This is a genomic window from Paenibacillus sp. EKM10P (genome assembly GCF_011800655.1).
Lineage (GTDB): Bacteria > Bacillota > Bacilli > Paenibacillales > Paenibacillaceae > Paenibacillus > Paenibacillus polymyxa.
The window spans coordinates 21,383-43,226 of the sequence record NZ_JAALET010000002.1; the positions used below are offsets into that span (position 1 = coordinate 21,383).

General features: G+C 41.0%; 18 protein-coding genes and 1 pseudogene. 2 read left to right on the top strand and 17 right to left on the bottom strand.

What is annotated here, in order from left to right:
• Position 1: 1 nt before the first annotated feature.
• From HFE01_RS05095 to HFE01_RS05130, 9 genes are all read right to left on the bottom strand, one after another.
• Entirely contained in the window at positions 2 to 697 is a 696-nt protein-coding gene (locus HFE01_RS05095; protein ID WP_019687307.1) for a response regulator transcription factor, read from the bottom strand.
• 435 nt (positions 698 to 1,132) lie between these two features.
• Positions 1,133 to 1,264: a hypothetical protein gene (locus HFE01_RS27540; RefSeq protein WP_019687308.1), complete on the bottom strand. Its 132-nt coding sequence runs from the start codon at positions 1,262 to 1,264 to the stop codon at positions 1,133 to 1,135.
• A gap of 23 nt (positions 1,265 to 1,287) precedes the next feature.
• Positions 1,288 to 3,906 (bottom strand): phosphoenolpyruvate synthase, encoded by a 2,619-nt coding sequence (gene ppsA, locus HFE01_RS05100; protein WP_019687309.1) that lies wholly within the window; start codon positions 3,904 to 3,906, stop codon positions 1,288 to 1,290.
• A gap of 943 nt (positions 3,907 to 4,849) precedes the next feature.
• Positions 4,850 to 6,487: a glycoside hydrolase family 13 protein gene (locus HFE01_RS05105; protein WP_019687310.1), complete on the bottom strand. Its 1,638-nt coding sequence runs from the start codon at positions 6,485 to 6,487 to the stop codon at positions 4,850 to 4,852.
• Positions 6,488 to 6,551: 64 nt separating this feature from the next.
• Positions 6,552 to 7,445, bottom strand: a complete 894-nt coding sequence (locus tag HFE01_RS05110; protein ID WP_016820867.1) for a carbohydrate ABC transporter permease — start codon at positions 7,443 to 7,445, stop codon at positions 6,552 to 6,554.
• A gap of 13 nt (positions 7,446 to 7,458) precedes the next feature.
• On the bottom strand, positions 7,459 to 8,373 hold the full coding sequence (locus HFE01_RS05115) for an ABC transporter permease (RefSeq protein ID WP_019687311.1): 915 nt from the start codon (positions 8,371 to 8,373) through the stop codon (positions 7,459 to 7,461).
• Between the two features lie 63 nt (positions 8,374 to 8,436).
• The gene (locus HFE01_RS05120; protein WP_019687312.1) at positions 8,437 to 10,173 is read right to left on the bottom strand and encodes a type 2 periplasmic-binding domain-containing protein; all 1,737 of its coding nucleotides are present in this window, start codon (positions 10,171 to 10,173) and stop codon (positions 8,437 to 8,439) included.
• Positions 10,174 to 10,449: 276 nt separating this feature from the next.
• A complete protein-coding gene (locus HFE01_RS05125) occupies positions 10,450 to 11,871 on the bottom strand; it encodes a response regulator transcription factor (protein WP_019687313.1) in 1,422 nt (473 codons plus the stop codon).
• 2 nt (positions 11,872 to 11,873) lie between these two features.
• Positions 11,874 to 13,580, bottom strand: a complete 1,707-nt coding sequence (locus tag HFE01_RS05130; RefSeq protein WP_019687314.1) for a sensor histidine kinase — start codon at positions 13,578 to 13,580, stop codon at positions 11,874 to 11,876.
• A 716-nt stretch (positions 13,581 to 14,296) separates the two neighbouring features.
• Here HFE01_RS05130 and HFE01_RS05135 point away from each other — a divergent pair.
• The gene (locus HFE01_RS05135) at positions 14,297 to 14,959 is read left to right on the top strand and encodes an ArsR/SmtB family transcription factor (protein ID WP_019687315.1); all 663 of its coding nucleotides are present in this window, start codon (positions 14,297 to 14,299) and stop codon (positions 14,957 to 14,959) included.
• Between the two features lie 131 nt (positions 14,960 to 15,090).
• Here HFE01_RS05135 and HFE01_RS05140 read toward each other — a convergent pair whose 3' ends face one another.
• Both HFE01_RS05140 and HFE01_RS05145 read right to left on the bottom strand, forming a co-directional pair.
• Positions 15,091 to 15,579 carry an OsmC family protein gene (locus tag HFE01_RS05140; RefSeq protein ID WP_107733588.1) on the bottom strand — a complete coding sequence of 163 codons (489 nt, stop codon included), beginning with the start codon at positions 15,577 to 15,579 and terminating at the stop codon, positions 15,091 to 15,093.
• A 146-nt stretch (positions 15,580 to 15,725) separates the two neighbouring features.
• The gene (locus HFE01_RS05145; RefSeq protein ID WP_107733587.1) at positions 15,726 to 16,013 is read right to left on the bottom strand and encodes a hypothetical protein; all 288 of its coding nucleotides are present in this window, start codon (positions 16,011 to 16,013) and stop codon (positions 15,726 to 15,728) included.
• Between the two features lie 209 nt (positions 16,014 to 16,222).
• Here HFE01_RS05145 and HFE01_RS05150 point away from each other — a divergent pair, with 209 nt between their 5' ends.
• Positions 16,223 to 17,191 carry a LacI family DNA-binding transcriptional regulator gene (locus HFE01_RS05150; RefSeq protein WP_025364927.1) on the top strand — a complete coding sequence of 323 codons (969 nt, stop codon included), beginning with the start codon at positions 16,223 to 16,225 and terminating at the stop codon, positions 17,189 to 17,191.
• Positions 17,192 to 17,321: 130 nt separating this feature from the next.
• On the opposite strand, the gene HFE01_RS05155 is transcribed toward HFE01_RS05150, so the two are convergent.
• The 6 genes and pseudogenes from HFE01_RS05155 to HFE01_RS05180 all read right to left on the bottom strand — a co-directional run.
• Positions 17,322 to 17,648, bottom strand: a complete 327-nt coding sequence (locus tag HFE01_RS05155) for a thioredoxin family protein (RefSeq protein ID WP_107733586.1) — start codon at positions 17,646 to 17,648, stop codon at positions 17,322 to 17,324.
• Positions 17,649 to 17,676: 28 nt separating this feature from the next.
• Positions 17,677 to 18,330, bottom strand: a complete 654-nt coding sequence (locus tag HFE01_RS05160; RefSeq protein WP_107733585.1) for a metalloregulator ArsR/SmtB family transcription factor — start codon at positions 18,328 to 18,330, stop codon at positions 17,677 to 17,679.
• 90 nt (positions 18,331 to 18,420) lie between these two features.
• Positions 18,421 to 19,527: a flavin monoamine oxidase family protein gene (locus HFE01_RS05165; RefSeq protein WP_107733584.1), complete on the bottom strand. Its 1,107-nt coding sequence runs from the start codon at positions 19,525 to 19,527 to the stop codon at positions 18,421 to 18,423.
• Between the two features lie 170 nt (positions 19,528 to 19,697).
• A complete protein-coding gene (gene trxA / locus HFE01_RS05170) occupies positions 19,698 to 20,015 on the bottom strand; it encodes a thioredoxin (protein WP_025364931.1) in 318 nt (105 codons plus the stop codon).
• Between the two features lie 116 nt (positions 20,016 to 20,131).
• Positions 20,132 to 21,094, bottom strand: coding sequence for a zinc-binding dehydrogenase (locus tag HFE01_RS05175; RefSeq protein WP_025364932.1), 963 nt, complete (start codon positions 21,092 to 21,094; stop codon positions 20,132 to 20,134).
• A gap of 268 nt (positions 21,095 to 21,362) precedes the next feature.
• A pseudogene (locus HFE01_RS05180) lies at positions 21,363 to 21,668 on the bottom strand (LLM class flavin-dependent oxidoreductase); the annotation flags it as partial.
• Between the last annotated feature and the right edge of the window lie 176 nt (positions 21,669 to 21,844).

Consider the following 21,844-nt stretch of genomic DNA (forward strand, 5'->3'; position numbering starts at 1 on the left):
ACTATTGCTCTCTTTCCGTGTATTTATATCCTATGCCCCATATTGTTTTAATAAAGTCATATTCAGGACCAAGTTTCTTACGGATATTTTTTATATGAACCGTTACGGTATTTATTTCTCCGTATTCGTCTCCCCAGACGTTTTCATATATCTGCTCACGAGTCAATACATTATTGGGGTGGCGCATGAGGACAGACAGAATCTGAAATTCCTTCGTTGACAAGTCGAGCTTCCTGCTATTCAGGAATGCTTCAAACGTCTTATCGTTCAGAATGAGCGGAGAATCCGCCTTTTCGTTACTGGGACTAAGTTCATCCCACTCTTTAAAAAGCCTGTCCACTTTTCTGAAGTGAGCCTTTATCCTGGAGACAAGCTCCTGAATACTGAAAGGTTTGGTCATGTAATCGTCTGCTCCTATTTCGAGCCCGACGATTTTATCAATGTCCTTATCACGCGCACTTAAAAACAAAATTGGAACATTATAAGAGTTTCGGATACTTCTGCAGACATCAAGTCCATCCATATCAGGCATCACTATATCAAGAACGATGAAATCAATATGATTTTCTTCCAATGCGGATAAGGCTTCTTTCCCAGAATATGCCGAAGTTATTGCAAATTGCTCGTATCTTAAACTCTTTGTGATGAGTTTTACGATTTCTTCATCGTCGTCTACAACTAATATCGTTTTTAGCATATTTATACCTCCCAGCCGCTTTAAATGGACTGAATTTATAAAACAAAAGCCGCATGGACTTCTCGCTTTGAAAAAAGTCGCGCTCAAAGCGTCTCTCCAGTCCCGGATAAGCTGGAAAAAGAGCTTGAGCAACGACCTGGGCAATGCTGGCTTTAACAAACTGGTATGCTCTTCAATAGCGTTCGAGCTATGTACATATTCCAGCTTGAAGGCCTGCACATAGCTTTTGACGTAATGTCCGGGAGTGTGTCTAATCAAAAGACAGTGTGAAAAGGAGCAAGAAAACCATCACAAGTTTTGGTTTTCAGCCTTTTCCGATAAAGTCCATCCGAGCTCCGCACTCCACATGACTTGAGTGTCGGTCACTTTGCAGTTATTAATAACTTCTTGCAAGTTTATCATACAGGAGAATTGAACACTAATTCATGCAGGAAATCACTTTTGGATGATACTACCGCTAGTTAGCGGAATCATGGTATTGCCCTGTGGGTTAGGTGAAACGAATGCTAGGCCTGTATGTGTTTGAATTAAATGCAGCGGCAAGCTTAAATGACCGCCACTGCCCATAATTACCCCCCCTTAATTATCCATTACAAAAATTCGATATACCCTTCTGTTCCATGCACGCGAATTCGTTGGCCATCTTTTATCAGTTTGGTTGCATTCTCCACTCCGACAACGGCTGGCAAGCCATATTCACGTGCGATAACGGCTCCATGCGTCATCAGTCCGCCCACTTCCGTAACTAAGCCTTTTATGGATAAAAACAATGGAGTCCAGCTGGGGTCAGTAAAGGAGGTGACTAGTATGTCGCCATCTTCCAGATCAGCCCCTTCTATATTCAGGATCACACGAGCTCGCCCCTCTACAACGCCCGAAGAAACAGCCAGGCCTACAATAGCTTCAGCGGGGATATTTTCTCGTTTGTATTGACCTGTAATGATTTCGCCATCAGATGTGATAACACGTGGGGGAGTTAATTTTTCATATAATCTGTACTCATTTTTTCGTTTGTCGATGACCTGGTAATCCAGTTTATTGGTGCGTATAGTTTCCTGCAATTCTTCAAAAGAGAGATAGTAAATATCTTCTTTTTCATGAAGAATGTTGGCTTGTACGAGTCGTTCCGCTTCCTTTAGTAAAGCCTGTTTATAAATGAAGTAGCGACTAACAATGTCGTATTTCGGATATTCACGATAACCGATGAAATTCCGGATCTGGTCGATAATTTGTTTTGTCTCTTCGGCTTTTTGTTCACCACCTGGTAATTGTTTCAATCGGGCTAATAAGTCCTGTTCTTTTTTCAAAGCCTCCTGTCGCCCTTGCTCAAATTTTCGTTTACTGGCGCCAGGCTCAAGGTTTTTGATGTTACTGAGGATCATAGGCACCAGTATACTTGGTTTTTCACTCCAGCGTGTTCTTGTAATATCGATCTCCCCGGCACATCGCATGCCATATTTGTCGAGATAAGTAGCGACAGCATCACGCACCTGCTGCCCACCTTCAAATTGAACCAGTTCATCTAAAAAATTATCATCCTTTACCTGTTGTAAATACTCAACTATTTTCGGATAGGGACGAATCACATCTGCAACATCCAGTAGCTCCATGCCCATTTCAGAAGTGACGTTATTAGGTACAGATAGGGAAAGTGTGTCTGCTACATTTTTTTCTCCTAACCATTCATTCATTTTTTCATTGATCCATGCTGAAGCATGGATGGCGGACATAATTACACTCAAATTTTTCAGATCTGATGCACGCTGCCTCCGTTGCTGCATATCTTCCAGGATACAATCAAATACATCCAATCCTGATTTCGTTTGGATGTTACGTTTTAACGCTGATAACGATGTCTCACTACTCTTAATCAAATCAGCAACAATTACCGGGTCATTTCCTGCCTCTTCCAGAATATCCGCAGACGACATACCCTTATGGCTTTTAACAGGCCCCGGTTCGCTTTTGTCAGATGGGTCCAATTTTATAAAATCTCCCCGCTCTATGATGGTAATAAGCGCGTCTTTTATGAGCGGATCGGAGTGTCCTAAAACATCCAATAAATTCTGCCTCCCATCCAGTGAAGATAGGCCCATCGTGATATCCACAAACAGCCTTCCACCACCAGTTTTAAACATGGGTGTAGCACCTGTTAACATCCAAACAGATATCCCCAGTGGTTTAATAGGATCAGTCATCATTTGCTGATGGCCGACAGATACATACACGTGATTCTCCTGGTCATTTGCTTCAGGAATGGGATATAAAGTGGTGATCGGCCGACTCTGAACAATATAAAATGTATCATCAGCCAAACACCATTCAATGTCTTGTGGGCAGCCGAAATGTTCTTCGATCTGTCTTCCAATGCGTGCCAGTTGTAAAATTTGTTGATCCGTAAGGGTTTGCGTCTTTTGCTGATCAGGACTGAGCTGCTTGGTCTCTGTTCCGCCTTCTTTTCGTCCATAAATAGCCATTTTCTTGGTTTCCACCCTCTTGTTGACGATTACCCCATCCTGTACTTGATAATAATCGGCAGATACCAAGCCGGAGACCAGCGCTTCTCCAAGTCCGAAACTAGCATCGATAGAGAGCAGCTTTCGGTTGCCATTGATGGGATCAGCGGTAAATAAAATCCCTGAAGCCTGTGGAAACATCATCCTTTGAACGATAACAGATAAATAAACTTGGCTGTGATCAAATCCATTCTGCATTCGGTAAATTACCGCGCGTTCTGTAAATAAAGAAGCCCAACATTTGCGGATATGCTCCAAGATGGATTCTTTGCCGATAATATTTAAATAGGTGTCTTGTTGACCAGCAAAAGAAGCATGCGGCAAATCCTCAGCAGTCGCACTAGAACGCACGGCATAAGCATATTCATTACCAAACTGGGAGAGATAGTGGGCAACTGCTTTCACAACATCGGAAGGAATGGCTACTTCCATAATGGCCTGTCGAATCTTTTTGCTGACTTCGTCAATTTGTTCTCGATCTTCTACTTTAAGCGTAGTTAGCTGATCCAACAAAGCATGAACCATTTCGTTTTGTTCGATGGCTTTTTGATATCCCACTGTTGTAACACAAAACCCTTCTGGCACTTGTATTCCTTCCATTTTGGCTAATGCCCCTAAGTGCAGCCCTTTTCCACCAACAAGCAAAAGCTGAGTGTTATCCATTTCTTGAAAATCGAGAACCAGTGAATTCATTCAACATCTCTCCTAACCATTAATATAGAGAAAAAAGCGAACAATCATGATTATGTCTAGTCACCACTGAAGTAAGTCGCCGCGTACTTCTTCTCAAAACCGCTTGAGGATGTACGCAGCCTGATCGCACATTCCACCATCCTTTTCTATTTTTTGGGGGCAAAAAAAGCATTGACAAATCAAAGTTCTAGATGTATTATGAAAATATGGATAATAAAATTATTGGCATTTATATGATTTGTCAGTAGCGTTATCGATTATATCATAGCGTTTATTCGTGTTCAATTGTTTTATATAAAAAGAGATGATCCTTGAATTTATTAGGGTTATCTCTTTTTGTGTTCAGTTGAACCATCATGTTAGTTTAGTTAGTCATTCTTGATGATTTATCGTCCCGCTGCCTCTTAGATCTATTATTGGCTTGTTAGTGATGATGCTTCCTTCTTGGGAACTGTTTCATTTCCTTTATTGACATGGAAGTTATAAGTTCGTTCTCAATCTCTTGTGTCAATCCGCTTGTCTGTTGCACCATCTCATTCTCTATATCTGTTAAATAAATTCCTTATTAGACTGAGCCTAGAAATTGAAACAGCGACAATCAAGGACGAGAAAATAAAGTCCTAGACTGTCGCTGTTCCATATCTGTAAACAACCGATTTCCACTCACCCGCCGCTTCCAAGCACCAAGATGTTTCTTCGGAGTTGCTCTTTTTTGATTCAAGGGATACCCAATCTATTCACGTATGGTTCTTACCTGTGACAAAAACGTCAGATGCTATTAGCTAGTTATAATGGGTGAATTCTTGCGAATATGCAAATCCCGTTAATGAAAGGGCAATCACCACTAGCCACTTAAACATAAATGGATATGATAACGCAAACTCAGTCACCACTTGCCCACCGATGGAATGTCCGACAATATACTTTTGTGGGATATTCATTTTCATTTATTGAGTGTATCGATAAGGTACATTCTCGCTTCATAAGGGCGCATTTCTACATCAGACATGTTATTTGGATAATTGGATATTAGCAGCTGTTTAGTCTCTGCCAGCTCTTTCTGAAGTGGGAGATCGGTTGTGTATTTTTGAAAATTACATACTACAAGTAGTTTAGCCCCTTTCAGCGTTCGAGTGTACGCGAACAAATCTTTATTCTCGGGATACATCAGCTCATAATCCCCATATATAATCACTTCATGATCTTTCCTTAATCGGATTAGTTTCTGATAATAATGGAATATGGACTCAGGGTTATTTAAACTTTCTTGTGCATGGATATCCTTATAATTCGGGTTTACTTTAATCCAAGGATTCCCTAATGTAAAACCAGCGTTGTCTGAAGCGTCCCACTGCATTGGTGTTCGAGCGTTATCACGACCCTTTGCAAAGATTGACTCCATAACTTTGTCTTCGGGGTATCCTTTCTCAATTCTATCTTTATAGAAATTTAGTAACTCAATATCCCGATAGTCTTCAATTGGATATTGAACATTCGTCATTCCTAATTCTTCCCCCTGATAAATGTATGGTGTGCCTCGCATGCCATGAAGAAGGGTTGCCAACATTTTAGCCGATTCTATCCTGTATTCTCCGTCATTTCCCCAACGAGAAACGATTCGGGGTAAGTCGTGATTATTCCAAAACAAACTGTTCCAGGCATCCCCCTTCAGCTCTGTCTGCCATTTGGACAACACTTTTTTTAATTCTAGAAAATCTAGAGGCTTAAGATCCCACTTCCCTTTTCCCTCTTGTTCATCCAAACTAATATGTTCAAATTGAAATACCATTGAAAACTCACTGCCGTCCGGGTTGCTATACACTTTGGCGATCTCTGGCGTAGCGCCCCATGTTTCTCCAACCGTCAGCAGGTCTCCAGCTTTTTGAAACGTCTCCTTGCTGAGTTCCCTGATATACTTATGCAGATTTGGCCCGTTGCTGGTAATTTTCAAATCTGGTTCTTTTCCGATTAAGTCAATTACGTCAAGCCGAAAACCGCCTACACCCTTGCTTATCCACCAATTGATCATTTCATAAATCTCTTGTCGGACTTTTGGGTTTTCCCAGTTGAGATCCGGCTGTTTTACAGAAAAAAGATGTAAATAATATTGTCCTATCTCGGGTACCCATTCCCAAGCTGAACCACCAAAGGTGGAACCCAAGTCGTTTGGTGGCATTCCTTCAACGCCATCTCTCCAGACATAATAGTCATGGTACGGATTTTCTTTACTTTTTTTTGCTTCTTGAAACCAGGGATGCTCATCGGAAGTATGGTTCAATACCAAATCCATTATGATCCGAATGTCACGTTTCCCAGCTTCATGAATTAACATCTCCATATCATCCAAAGACCCGAACATCGGATCAATATCCCGATAGTCCGAAATATCATAACCATAATCATCCTGAGGGGATTTACAAACTGGTGATAGCCAAATTGCACCGACACCGAGTTGCTGCAAATAGTCCAGACGGGAAACAATTCCTTTCAAATCGCCGATTCCATCACCATTACTATCTTGAAAGCTCCGTGGATATATCTGGTATACAACAATTTCTTTCCACCAATTTTTATTTTCCATTGTTCATTACAACCTTTCCAATAGACGAATAGTGTTTTTATCTTAATCAAGTCACATCATACAATTACTCTTTTACCGATCCTACAACAATTCCAGTCACAAAATATTTTTGAAGCAGCGGATAAATCAGCAGCAGCGGGATGACAGCGACTACGATTTTGGCCGCATTTAGATTTTTGTTTGAAATTTCAGTCAAGTTGCTGAGTTGTGCTGAGTTGGTCCCGGATTGAAGAAGTTCCGCAATATTCACGTTAAGGGACTGAATATAAGTCATTAGTGGATAATTGCTGACTTGAGTCATATAGATCAAACCGCTGAAGAAATCATTCCACGTTCCCACGATACTGAATAGTGCTACCGTCGCCAGCGCAGGGATGGACACGGGAACATACACTTTGAACAGGACCTGCAGCGGACTCGCCCCATCGATGAATGCTGCTTCTTCTAGGGCCTTAGGTACAGCAGAGAAGAAGTTCATGACAAGGATGACACTGAATATAGGGACAGCTCCTGGTAGAACAAGCGACCAAATTGTATTGAGCATATTGAGGTTTTTGATCAATAGATAACTTGGAATCATCCCACCGCTGAACAGCATGGCAAAAATCATGACGTTCATATAAATGTTTCTGCCCCTGAATTCTCTTTTCGACTTGGAGAGCGGGTATGCCATTAGAACAATAAGAATCATGTTGAGAAGAAGTGTGAGCACAACACGTAGAACAGATATGCCAAAGGAACGCCAGAACTGAGCATCATCGATAATTTTCGTATACGCTGCGGTTGTAAAATTGACCGGTACGAGACCTACAGCATTAGCTGACACGGCCTCACTGCTGCTAAATGAAATCGCAACGATATTCCATAATGGAAGAAGGCAAATCAATGCCAGCAAAATGACGATGGCATAGATGATTAACCCGCCAATTCGACCTTTTTGGTTTACAAAATAGGACACAGGCTTGACCTCCTTAAAATATTTTTCGGTCAGTGTATTTTTTGGCCAATTGGTTGGCGGACAATAGCAAAACAATACCGATCACTGACTTGAACAGACCAACAGCCGTACCAAAGCTATACTGTCGCCCGACAAGTCCAATCCGATATACATAAGTATCCAGAATATCTCCCGACTCATAGACAACGGGGTTATACAGATTATAAATTTGATCGAAGCCGGCACTCAAAATATTGGTCAGACTCATCACTCCCATGAGCAGGATAATAGGCAGCATGCCTGGCAACGTAATATGCCATACTTTTCTCCACCAGCTGGCTCCATCCATTCCTGCCGCTTCATACAGGCCCGGATCAATCGAAGTAATTGCAGCCAAATAGACGATGGAACTGTAGCCGAACTCCTTCCACACGTCTGTCCCAATAATCAGCGGCTGGAACCAGGTGTTGCTGCCGAGAAAATTAATATTCTGCAGACCGAAAAAAGCCAAAATTTGATTCATAATTCCATCCAAACTGAACATGTTAACAACCACGGACGCTAGAACTACCCAGGATAGAAAGTGTGGCAGATAAACAATGGTCTGTACGGATTTTTTAACGAATTTGATGCGGATCTCATTTAACAAAATGGAAAAAATGATAGCCATGATTGTTCCCAATAGAATCTTGGCAATGGCAATCACCAACGTATTACTAAAAACCTGTGCGATGTCCGGCAGCTTAAACATATAAATAAAGTGCTTCAGCCCTACAAATTTGGAGCCTAACATTCCTTTGGCTGGTATATAATCCTGAAACGCCGTAATGACACCGACCATCGGAACATAGCTGAATACCAGCAAAAATAAAATACCCGGAAGCATCATCAGATGATATATGGCACCCGTACCGAACGGGCTCTTTGCTTTATCATTTCCCTGTTTCATGGATGGACCCCTTTCCTAAAAGCAGGGCTGCGTATCGCAGCCCTATAAACAGTTCAAGATTGTTTATTTTTTGGATGCAACCTCGTCTTTAATTTCCTGAATTACCTGATCACCGCCTTGCTTCTTCCAATTGCTAACGAATGTATCGAAGTAATTCAGAGGTTCAGCACCAGTCACAATTTTGATGAAAGATTCCTGCTCCATCTTGGTCAGATTAGCCCAGGTCTGTTTCATGCTTGGTGTAGTTCCAGAGTAAGCAGGTGTCATCCAAACGAATTTGTTTTCCCTTGTCAGTTTGTCAATAAGCCCCACTCCGTTGATACGCGAGTGATATTTCGACCAGGCTGTTACGTTATCCGTATCCATATCACTCAGGTAAGTTTGGATACTCTTAATATTGTTTTTTGATTCTGTTGTCCGGACCTGATCCAGACTAATCTCTCCTTTAATCCCGCGAACGATGTCAGAGTAGTCATCCAGTAACGAGGTCGCCGAGTTGACTTCAATATTAAACGGTCTGGTAGAACCGTCTACGCCGTTCTCTTGATACTTGGCAGCTTCTGGCATAGATGTTCCCACATTTTTATCATTTGCTAGTTTATCGTAGAAAAGGTTTACTATTTTAACAGCGAGTTCCGGGTGTTCGTATCCTTTTCTTACAACGATAAACTGATTAGCTGGATTGGCGTGTGCCACGTTTACCTTTCCATCTGCATCCTCCAAAGTGTAAGCCGTGAATTTCGCATTCTTATCCTTCTGCTTCACGTTGCCCAGACCCCAGTCGGGAATATGCCATGGTCCAAAAGCAATGCCGCATTGGCCGTTGGTGTACAGTGCCGTGATGTCATCAAATGTGCGTGTTCCAAATTGCGGATCGATGATGCCTCTCTTGAACCAATCTGCCATGACGCCTAGCATCTGCTTGGTTTCCTTTGTTGTCGAGCCATAAACAATGCTGCCGTCTTCACCCTTCATCCAGTACTGAGGGAATGAACCCTTTGTTGAGGCAACTCCGAGCATGGTATAGGCAGAACCATTATAGTCAGTTGTATTCAGGGTGTTCACAAAGGGAATACCTACCGGTTTCCCGGTTTGACCCGGATCTCTTTTCAAGAATTCCTCGGCCGTTTTCTCCACATCGTCCAGCTTGATGGCACCATCTCCGTCTGCGTCAAGTTGGATTCCCAGTAGATCCAGCCAATCCTGACGAACCCAGACCATGGTTGGTGCGGAATCTAGGGAAGTAGCCGGAAGCCCCATTAAACGTCCATCTATCGTCGCATTGTCTAATGCACGGCCTTCATAAGAGTCGTAAATATTCTTGATATTATCCGTGGCATACTGTTTGTAAATTTCCGTCATATCTTCAATCAGATCATTATCAACCAGTTCTTTGAGTTCATCCTTGGAATCGACACGCATCATGTCAGGCAGTTCTCCAGAGGCGATGGCGAGAGAAACCTGACGGCTGTAATCTTCTCCGTTGGCTTCAAATTGGTCTTTAATCTGAGCGTTAAACGCTTTTTTGACCAGTCGAGTATACGCATTGTTCTCATACGAATCTCCAGCCGGCAGTTTTGGGTTGGCTGTAGTCACACGCCCCATCGTGACGGTTATTTCGTCTTTATAGGCACTGAATGGGTCTCCCGGTGTTACCTCATATTTCCCCGCTTCCTTCGCAGTGGGAGGGTTGGATGACCCCCCACAGGCTGCAAGGGTTGAAATCATCAGGGCAGATATCGACAGTACGGCCAGACGTCTCGTTAACAGTTTGCTTTTTATGGACCATTTAGTTCTCATCACATTTCGATTCCCCTTCGTTCTGAATATTTCTCTATCATTGTTGTTTACGCTTTCATTATAAAACTCGATGAAGACAAATCGAGATAGGGATTTAACGTCTGTTTGGATAGAAAAATGTATGCGGTTTCATTGTGAGCCAAAAAGCCATATTTAGCATGTAATCATTTATCCTACCTCACGACATACATCTGTCTATCCATACTTACTAATCAAAGTAAAGAACAAAAAACCGGCAGCTCCTAAAACAGAAAACTGTCGGCTTGATTAATGGAATTATAAAAGAGTACGCTTTTTATCCCCTCTGCCCAGCTGTCGATATTCACTTGGCAGCAGACCTGTCAATTCGCGAAAAATTCGGCTGAAATATTTTTCATCCGTATAACCCACTCGCTCCGCAATCCAGAAAATCGTGTTGTTTGTATTCAATAAATACTCTTTAGACTTCTCTACTCGTATAAAACGGGAGTATTCATTAAAGGTCTTCCCCATCAGATCCTTGAAGCATTGACTGAAATAGCTTCGGCTGATGTTCAGTTGCTGGGACAAACTTGAAGCAGTAAAAGCCTGATCCAAATCATTTTGCATGATCATGATCGATTTTTTGACGGCGTCTACAATTTCCTGTGAATATGAAGTCTGTTCATCTGCCTTACGAATACCCACAGACGTCTGCTTGATCCAAGCTTCTACCTCGTACCAGGATAGAAAAGAATGGATCATTGAGATTCTACCCAGCTTAGTCTGGGCAAAAAGGTGATTCCATTCCATAACTATCGAGTATAGCAATCCCATCAGCTGGCTTTTATGCAGTCTTAGTGATTTAAACTGTTCAATCAGTAGGTTGTAGTAACTGTCGTTATGGGTCCATGGTGTTAGAAACCAACTTTGCTTAATTCGATCCATGTCTTCATCCTGCGGTTCTATTGGAAATGAGTCCTCCACATTCATCGAAACAGCAATGACAGGATTATAAGGGTCGTATGCATAGAATAAGGACGTTTCAGTATAATTCATAATCCAGTTTTGGATTTGCGACCACGTTCGCTCTTGTACATCGGACATAACCAGCAAGGCGCTTTGAGGAACTTGGTCTAGGTATTCCTTCAGCCTATGGAAAAGCTGTTCCTCTACGTCCATGGGTGCCGTCCACATCCAACTGTTCCGTTCAACCTCCCACCGGATCTCATCTCCATCGGATGTCGGTTCAATCGGCCAACTCTGTCCTAACTTGCGATCCAGTGAAATAAGTGCATACACATGGCGATAATGGACATTGGTCTCACTTAGCAGTGGCAGCTTTGGTCTTGTATTCGCCAGCTCGTCAATCCGTGTATGTATTCGGTCCAGCACATGTTCGAATTGCTCCTTCTCAAGCTGAACCTTGGCTATATAGTCGATGGCCCCAAGCCTTAGCGCTTCCTGGATATAATCGAAATCTTGATGCAGTGTTAATACGACAATATGAAGTTCTGGATAGAGCTGCCTTGCAGCTCGCATCAGTTCAATACCTGACATCACCGGCATCGCGAGATCCGTCAACATCAGATCGACCGGTTGGGATTTTAGAAAATCCAGTGCTTTCAACCCGTTACTTGCTTCTCCTACAACCTCCATATTGAACTCGTTCCACGGCATCGCGGAGCTTATTCCTTTTCGTACTAATTTATCGTCATCCACTATCAATACCTTAATCATCCTCAGACATCTTCTCCTTTGATCGGAAGTATGAGCAGTATACTTGTCCCTGTACCCAATTCACTTTCGATCACCAGTTGTGCTTGATCTCCGTACTGTGCCCTCAACATGCGGTGGACATAATTGAGTCCGATGCCCATCCCTACTTTTTTATGTTCAGTTATACGATTGTTCAGAAGTCTTTGAATCGCTTCCTCGGTCATGCCTGCTCCATTATCCTGTATTAAAATATTCAGTGTTTTGGCAAGTGTAACCTCAATTTGAATAAAACCTTCGTCACTCAGTCCATGATAAAGTGAATTTTCAACCAACGGTTGCAAAATAAAACGAGGCACAGGTATTTGAAGCACTTGATCATCCGCTGAAATACGTACGTCAAATTCAAAGTCATATCGAATTTGCTGCAGGATTAGATACTGTCTTAGCGCATCAATTTCCTCTTCCATCGTGGATACTTGCCCTAATTTACCCAAGTTGTAATACAACAGCTTGTTCAAGGATTGCACCAACTTGTCAATTTCCCCTTGTCCATTCATGACGGACAGCCAGTGCACAGTATCTAGCGTATTCATCAAAAAGTGAGGATTGATCTGATATAACAGTTTTTCCACTTCCAAATCTGCACGGATCTTCTCTTTCTGCTGCACTTCCTTGAACAGGTCACCGATTTGATGCTGCATATTAGAGAATTCCCCCAACAGAAAGTCGAACTCAGGAATTTGAGTGCGGGTCTGGCTGCCTGTCTTTTGTGGATTCTGAGACATTCCATTAATTTCCGAATGGAACAGACTGAGTGGTTTGTAGACCATCTTCCATAGAAGCCAAGCAAGGAATACGGTAAAGCCGAGAAAAAATAAAGCGACCAGTAATATTTGAAGCAACCACTGGTTTTTCTCCTGTTGATACTTCGCCTGCGAAATTACCGATATGACGCTCCAATTCTGAGTGGAGTCCTCCTTAAACCAATGGTAATCACGGGCTATTCCATCTTTTGCAGCACCTTTCGATAAGCTGGAGAAATTCTCCCCAACTTTCATCACTTCTGGAATTTCACTATACACAATTTTGCCCTCACCATTCAGGATCAAATGCGATAAAGCTCCTTGGTATTGATTGTAACCCAGTATATCCTGTGTGAGACGAAAGCCGGATTCGACGTAAATATACACATCGTCCCTTTGAGGCAGTTGTACCTTCCGCATAGCAGATAAAACGAGCTGGTCATTAAATCGGTTCATACTGATATGGGGACCATAGCACGTAATGCCATATGATTTGAAAAGTACAGGCAAAGACTCGGGAGAAAAACGATCTTTGATAGGAAAGTTAGCGAACTGTGTAGCACCTTCTTTCTGGAAATAATATAAGGTCAAACCTATATTCGGATTAGTAAACGTTACAACATTTAACTCATTCTTTAATTCATCTCTAGCCTCAATCAATTCAATTATATTGGAGGAAGGCTTCAAGACTTCATCCAGTTTTTTGCCTAATGTACCGCGATATGATAATTGCTGAGTCACATGATTCAGGTTAGTAATTGAATTTTCCAGTGATGAAGTTACCTGCTGAAGATTGCTCCTAATTCCATCATTGATTTTATTCACAAAGATGGAATCAATGGTATAAGAAGAAATTGCAAATATACTGATAAAGGGAATAAACGCGCTGAGAAAAAACAATAAAAAGATCCTTTTTTTAAGTGTCATTCCGCCCCATTCTCCTTAGGTAACTAAAAGAGCAAGCCCCTGATTATGGAGCTTGCTGTTTATTGAACAACAGCTCTATCGATTATCGTATTCCTGATAGGCAACAACTTCATCCGATTCAGACTGGGAAAAGTCAGGATTCTTCCCTCTCGGTGAGGTCAAGTCTGTTCATAATTATAGATTGATATTCCAATATGTCAAACGCTTACATGGAATTTATTTTCCCTTCCTCTTTACATACATCGACTTGCCGTTTTTTAATTGCTAATTGTAGTCATTCCACCAAAAAAAGCGACATCGTTCAAAATCCTAACCAAGGTTTTTTCTTGTCTTTACGTGTTTTCTTCTGTTTCCGCTACCAAGCAAAGTCTTCAGCCAGCCCAAATGCCAACCACTTTTAACAGCACATCCACAAACCTCACCACTCTACCTGTTCACGTTTTGCGTCACAAGCTCTTCGAATGGGTGAAACGCTGCGTCACTGTACATTTGTGTCCCATCCTCATATTATCCATTAGTTCAGGGGCCCTTGACTTCGTCTCTCCACATGTTAAAATTCTATTCATCAATTGATATAGTGCCCTATTATGAGGAGAATGCTGGATTCAAAGGGTTTTTCAGTGTATAAAAAGTATTTTTGATTTGCCATATTGGTCAAAATATAAAGTGTAGAATCTTTAACATATGTCACCAAGTTGAAATGAGGTTATAAATGAATGGAAGATATGCTAAAGTGCGCAAAGCTTTTCAAAGAAGATCTATATAAGCAACTGGCTAGAATTGGTAAGTGTCTATCAAGTGACAAACGTCTTGAAATCTTGAATGTACTATCACAAAGTCCCAGAACAGTGGAGAAATTAGCGACATGTACGGATATGAATATAGCTAATGTTTCTCGTCATCTACAGGTGTTACTGGACGCTAAGCTTGTTAAGTTTACAAAGAAAGGAACTTACGCCATATACTCGCTAGCAGACCCGGAGATCATTGACTTTCTCTCTTCACTGTGGAAGATTAGTGAGAAACAAATTCCTGATATCGGGAAAATGAAAGATGACTTCTTAAACAACTTGAATGACATTCATACCCTATCCATGGATGAAGTAAAGAAAAAACTAGATGAAAACTCCATTATCTTAGTTGACTTGCGTCCCAAAGAAGAGTTTGAAACAGGACATATTCAAGGAGCCATTTCAATGCCTATGGAAGACCTAGACGTATTAATGGGAGAGTTACCAGAGGAAGCTGAAGTGGTCGCTTATTGTAGAGGGCCATTTTGCGTTTATTCGGCACTTGCTACGCAAAAATTGCAAGTTGAGGGATTCAAGGCGTATCGTATGGAAGACGGATTGAATGAGTGGCAGGAACATTTTCACTAACAGTAACCAATCTAAGCATCAAATAAAAAAGACTTCGAAGCCCACATATTTGTGACTTTGAAGTCTTTTTGTGATGCACATTAGGCCACTTCACGAGATTGAAAAATACTTCTAAAAATTGTTGCTTAAACTTACCATTCCAATCCGTGTTCTGCAATATAGCTACTAGTAAGATCCTCTCCAGAATCAATGGTTACTTTTCCTTGAGTTCCTACGGAGACGCCGGCCTTTATTAGTAATTGACCAATATGGCAATTTTCTTCTGCTTTTTGTATAAAATCTTCCGTCATGCTTACGTCTTCATGGGTTGCTCCTGGATTCAGAACAACATGCGGGCGGTGGGTAATACTTAACTGATCACCTTGAGTTATGTTACCTTCTGTATCCATAAAGAATCCAGTCACAGGAAGTTTATTTTTATCTAACATATATGCTAAGGTCATCGTGTAACAAGCCACCGCAGAAGAGATAAGAAGTTGTTGTGGTTCAGCCCCTTTACCACTTCCCCCTTTGGGGACTGGAATTGCAATTTGAGTTTGGAGATTGTCACTTTTAATGCGTCCATCGCCCTTTGCATCTTTGTACCAAACCGTATTCAAGTTAATTATCCTTTCTGCCATGTTAACATCCCCTTTTAGGTATTGTAAGTCCAAAACTTATAGTTTGCTCTATTTAACGAAAGAAACCGACATTACAGCTGTGCTCTGTCGGTTTCTTTCCTGATTTTAAACCTAATTGAAATAGTCAGAGTGTGCTAAATCAATTTCTAGAATGTGCTATAAATCCGGATTTCTGGCTCAGCTTGAAGCAGGTCTTTGAGTCCAACAACGACATCATTATTAAATAGATCACTTTCGAGATAAGCCTTAGCGTCGGTTTCACTGTTAAAGCCATGCAAAACTTGAACATCCTCATCACGCACAAGCAATTCTTTAGAAACCGCACCAGGAATAACAGACAGGAAAGGCTCTTTATAAGTTGTATAAACCTTTGCAGCTGCCTCACGTTCTGGTGCATTAATTTTTAATGTAATTTGAAGATATGCTTTTGCCATTGAAATCAAACCTCCAATTTAATTTATGTATCGCTCGATTAAAGGATCAACTAATCAATCGATCAATTGAATTATAATAGACAATTTTTCTAACGTCAAGGCTACAAATAACACATTCACATATTTGTAATATAAATTTATATTTTGTCTTATTAATTTTTGTTTCTAGAATTAAAACATGCTATGCTGACACAAAGAGGTGGGTAGAGTTGGCCAATATTCAGAAAATTGCTGATTTAGCGGGGGTTTCCACAGCAACGGTATCACGCGTCATTAACAAACATCCCTACGTACGGGAATCCACTAGGCAAAAAGTGTTGAGAATTATGGAGGAACTTGATTATGTCCCAAATGCCAATGCGATCTCTCTAAAAAAGGGCGAGACCCGTTTGATTGGGATCATTGCTACTTCATTTAGTTCTATTATCGTAACCTTTGTTCAAGCGTTTATAGTTTTTGCTGAAAGGCATGGATTTAATATCTCGCTGTTTATAACGAATGAAGATCCAGAGAAAGAACTTGTTGCTCTAGAAATGCTTAAACGGAAACAATTGGATGCTATTTTATGTCTAATCAGGAGTAATAGTTGGGATATCATCGAATCGTATGCACAGTATGGTCCTATTGTGACCTGGCAGCGTGTTCTTAATGAGAAGCTTCCCTCCGTGTTTATGGAACAATATCAAATTTATTTCAATGGACTGGAGTATCTTTACTCCAAAGGGTATCGTAAGATACTTAGTGTTTATCCAATGACGGAAGGTTTGAATACAAGAGAACGTATCCGTGCTCATAGAGATTTTGTGCAAAAGCATCAGCTTAACGCGAATCAGTTCCCTCACATTGAAGACAAATTATCTGTTCCGGATGGAGAAGAACTTGCAGATTGGTGGATTTCACAAAAAGATCGACCAGATGCTATATTTTGTGCGAATGATGAAGTAGCTGCAGGTCTGGCAAAAGCATTACGTACCTCAGGTTTTTCGATCCCTGGAGATCTAGGTATTATGGGGTTCAATAATTCCGTACCCGCTCAGTTGTTGGATCTAACAACGATCAACTATCCTGTTGACTTACAGGCTGAGAATGCCTTTATTATTATTCGTAATAAGCTTAACCAGACGGAGAACGCACTAAATTCATTAGAGTTTACTTTGGTGGAACGAAAATCAACATAAAAGAACACATAACGCATGTTTTTCAGTGGAATCACAACAAAAACTGGCCATTACTTGAAATGCACCTTCAATAAAACGCCTAAAAAAGGACATAATACTGAAGGTGCATCGTTTGTTTTTCATCGAAAAATTAAACTTCATCGGACAATAACTGTAATTGTTTTTTTAATTGTTCAAATTGAACAAAACGCCCTTCGCGTAGATATTCTCTCCCATCAAGAAAAATCAAGATTGTCGGTACAGTAAAAATCAAAAATCTTCCTGTGATTTCCTCCACTTGACTAGCATTAACACGAGCAAGAGCCAATTTAGGATATAGTTTAAGCATTGTTTTGAGCTTGGGGTAAATGGCATGGCATACGTTACAATCTTCTTGGGATACGTATAACATACTCAAAGGATTAATTTCGATAAAGGAATCTATTTCTTCTATTGATGTCAGTTCCACTACACTCATAATAAAACTGCTCCTCTCTTAAAGATACTTATGACTCCTCACACACATTCCAATCATGAACTCCTTCTTCAATTCGATAAGCCATATACCCTTGCTTCAGCATATAATCAACCGCTTGAGATGCAAGTGAACAGTATGGGCCTCTACAGTATGCGGCAAGTTCTATAGTACTTTTATCAACTGTCTTCAGGTAATTCTCAAGTTGGTCTAATGGTATTGAAATGGCATCTGGAATATGAGAAGCATCATATTCATCTGTGGGACGAATATCTAGAAGAATAACAGTCTTTTTTTTCATTTTTTCTAACAAATCATGTTTGGTGATGGTTTGAACCTCTGGATATTGTAATTCCAACTCAGTTTTAATCTGCTTTATATCAGATAGTCGATCTTCACATATTTTCCACAAAGAAGATAGAAATTCAATTACTAAAGGGTCACCTATACTGTATATGACGTATGTCCCCTTTTTGCAACACTTGACCAATTTAGCATCCAGTAAGATTTGTAGATGACGAGAGACATTTGCAACGTTCATACCCGTTTGTGTTGCTAAACCTTCAACTGATTTTGGACCATTGGACAAAATGTCCATGATCTCTAAGCGCTTGTCACTCGATAAACATTTCCCGATTCGAGAAAATTGTTGATATAATCGATCTTTGATATCTGTTTCTTTCATTTTGAAGCCCCCAAACTTTATCTGAAACACTTCATATTCAATAGCATGTTAAGTTAGCGAAGCATGACCGTTTTTTTACAACTATCTGTACTATGCTTCATCATATCGTTCTAAAAATCTTGCTACGATTCGATCAGCTGATTGAATCGCCCCTTCCAAATGTCCTCCCTGTTGATCAGCCGTCTCAGTGCCCGTAAAAAATATGCCCTCTCCCCAAGGATCTCCGTAAACAGGGCCATAATTTGGATAGTCACGAAGTGGTTCGGCGTCTTCCTCAACAGCTGTATCGGTGTCGCTTGACCAATCTTTAAATAGTAATGTATTTACATTCTCGGCAGCAGGCCCATAAAGTCTAGCCAATTGTTCCAACACAAGCTGCATGAGTTTACCTTCGCCCAAAATCTTCCGCTTTTTTGCCTGTAAACCAAAAAAGCCAAATAGCGCACCTGTTCCTGTACCTGGTGAAGCATCATGAATTTCTTGTAAAGGGCCCACCCAACTTGATGCAAAACCGGAGAGCCCAGCTTCACGCCAAAATGGTCGGTCGTAAATGGCAATCACTTTAGCTTGACCGGCCATCCATGTTGGTTTATCAATTAAAAAAGACTTCAGTTCATAAGGAAGTTCTGGCTCGAATTTAATATTTTTTTCAACCAGCCGTGGTGGAATAGCGATAATAACTGCAGTTGTGTAAAATTGTTTTCCATTGGCTTCTAAGCAGATTGTACCGTCTTCTTCTTGATGAATCGAAGTTACACGTGTATTGAGCTGGATTGCTCCTGATGGCAAAGTAGCACTAAGCGCCTCAATCAGAGACTGTACTCCACCAACAAATCTTAGCGAGGGCTCCATTGCCCCCTCTGGCAAAAGATGCTGTTGTGGTGTTTCATGTTGGGAGCGTTCTAGGAGCATTCGTCCTTCGTTAAATTGATTAAAAGTCTCCAAATCCAGTTCTTTCGTGAGCTGAGTAATAATTTTCTCAGAGCGTGGCCAGAACCATGTGGGTCCAAGATCGAATTTTCCGAGTTCAGGATTGTCTAAAACCTCTAAAGTCAAAACTCTACCACCGATACGATCTCTAGATTCTAAAACAATGCATTCTATACCGTGAGCGGTGAGTAACGATGCTGCGCGAAGTCCACTCAAACCTGCACCAACGATGATTACCGGAGCATTTTTTTTAACTTGGTTTCTCATTGTTTCTCTCCTTCTCCATGTTTCAGCAGGGAGCCACATATGTTAAAAGATTATCTTCTTTATATGATGATATTGAGTCACTCTCAAATTGTATCCGCTACGTTGAAAGGGGCGCTCTAAGAGCAAAAAATCGACAACATTATTTCATTATAATGTTGTCGATTTTCATATCAATTAGCCAATTTAAGAATTTTGTCCTTAAGAACATTTTTTTGATTCACACCAACCATGGTATCAACGAGCTTACCATCTTTAAACAGCAACAAAGTTGGAATACTTCGAATGCCAAATTGTGAAGCTAATTCGGTTTCTTCGTCGACATTAACTTTTGCCAATGTCGCCTGTCCTTTCAGTTCATCAGCTAATTCTTCCACAATAGGAAGCTGAATTTTACAAGGTCCACACCATGGAGCCCAAAAGTCTACCAAGGTCACACCAGACTGGATTTGATTTGAAAACGTATTTTTTGTCAATGCAGTTGCTCCCATTAGAAATACCTCCAATAAATATAATATTCATCAATCATATAATATTCAATTGATTAATTGAATTATAAAACTGTACTCTTTATCTGTCAAGAGTGAAGAGATTTGCGAAGGATTTATCATTTGGTCATGCTCAACACGGCACGGAATCGTGTCTTAGCCGACATCATTTTTTCATATGCTTCACTAGCTTGTTCCAACGGGAAAACTTCGATCATAGGTCGTACATCGGTCAGTACACTAAATCGAACTGCCGCATCAATTTCCTTCGATTGTCCTGTAAACGAACCCCGAACAGTATGGGGTCCCTTCAGAAAGTCCATGGCAGACAGTTCTAAACGTTCACCAGAACCGGCTACAATAATGAGCTCTCCATCTTTTCCTAACCCATCAATTAATGTGGAAATGACTTTTGCATTTGGTGCTGTAGCAAGAATAACTTTTGCTCCCCCTAGCGCTTGTAAAGCTTTAGCAGGATCTTCTTTTTCGGAATCAATATAATAATGTGCCCCAAGTTCCCGAGCAAGCTTCTCTTTATCACTACCACGAGATACTGCTATGGTCTGATACCCAGCTTTTTTTGCGTATTGTACAGCCAAGTGACCAAGTCCACCAATTCCGGAAATCGCAACGAGGTCCCCTGGTCGGGCTGAGCTATTTCGCAGTGCACTAAATGTAGTTTCTCCTGCGCACATCAAAGGAGCTGCTTCTTCAGAAGACACTTCATTAGGTATGTGGGTCAGACTATCTTCAAATGCTACCATGTATTCAGCATAGCCTCCATCCATAGTCAGGCCGGTAACATGATCATGTCCTCCATGCCATCCAATACCTACTCGTTGTCCGATTTCCCATCTGGTAGATCCAGATCCTAACTCCGTCACGATTCCGATCACTTCATGACCTGGTATCCGCGGATATTCTGGGGAAGCACCACCAATGGCCATGGAATCACCGTTACATACGCCGCACGCTTCTATACGGAGAAGTACTTGCCCTTCTTCAGGTACAGGAATAGGAATTTCAACTAATTTCATGGATTCGCCTTTAGCAGGAACTTGTATCGCTCTCATCATAGTCATAAGATTGACCTCCTTAGATTCTGTTATAGAACTTTCTTAGTATATGATATAGTTTGATATTACTCAATTGTTTAATTGAATAATAAAATTATTTTGGTTGCATTCCACTTATTTTTTGGGCAAAGCTGGTATAATATAAGGAACAAGATCCTGTCCTCAATATGGTTTAATAACTTTTTCCGTTGAAACAAAAAAGACGCTAAATAGCGCCTTTTCCTTGCAATAATATATGTGTAATTATTAATATATTATGAAAATGACAAAGTAAAAAGGTAGTGGAAATTGTTGTCACTAATCCAATTCGCTCGGTTTCACGAGCAATCGCCGCAAACATCATTGTAGGGTCAGGACTACCCAAATTAGCGGAATCGCCCAGCATCTGTGGGCTAACATACAGATAATCCGCCTTGAAAAGAAAATCGAGCTTTGCCTTCTCCGCCATTTTCGCCAAATCAATGTAATAGTCAATGGCCCCCATCTTTTCCACACCGCTGTCTTGGCGCCGCCAACCGTCTCCTTTCATCCATGTTGCAGATAAGGATAACCCAATACATAATTGTCTATTTGCAGCCAATACTATCAACCTTTCTCTATAGAAAAATAATGTTGCACCTAGGAAATGTTCCGATCAGTGTATGCTCAAGTAGGCAAAGCCAACCGAGTTAACATCCAGGACGAATGCCTCTCCATAGCAACAAGGGCTCGGTGATCATAAAGTGACATTTCAATTAATCAATAATGATTCTCATT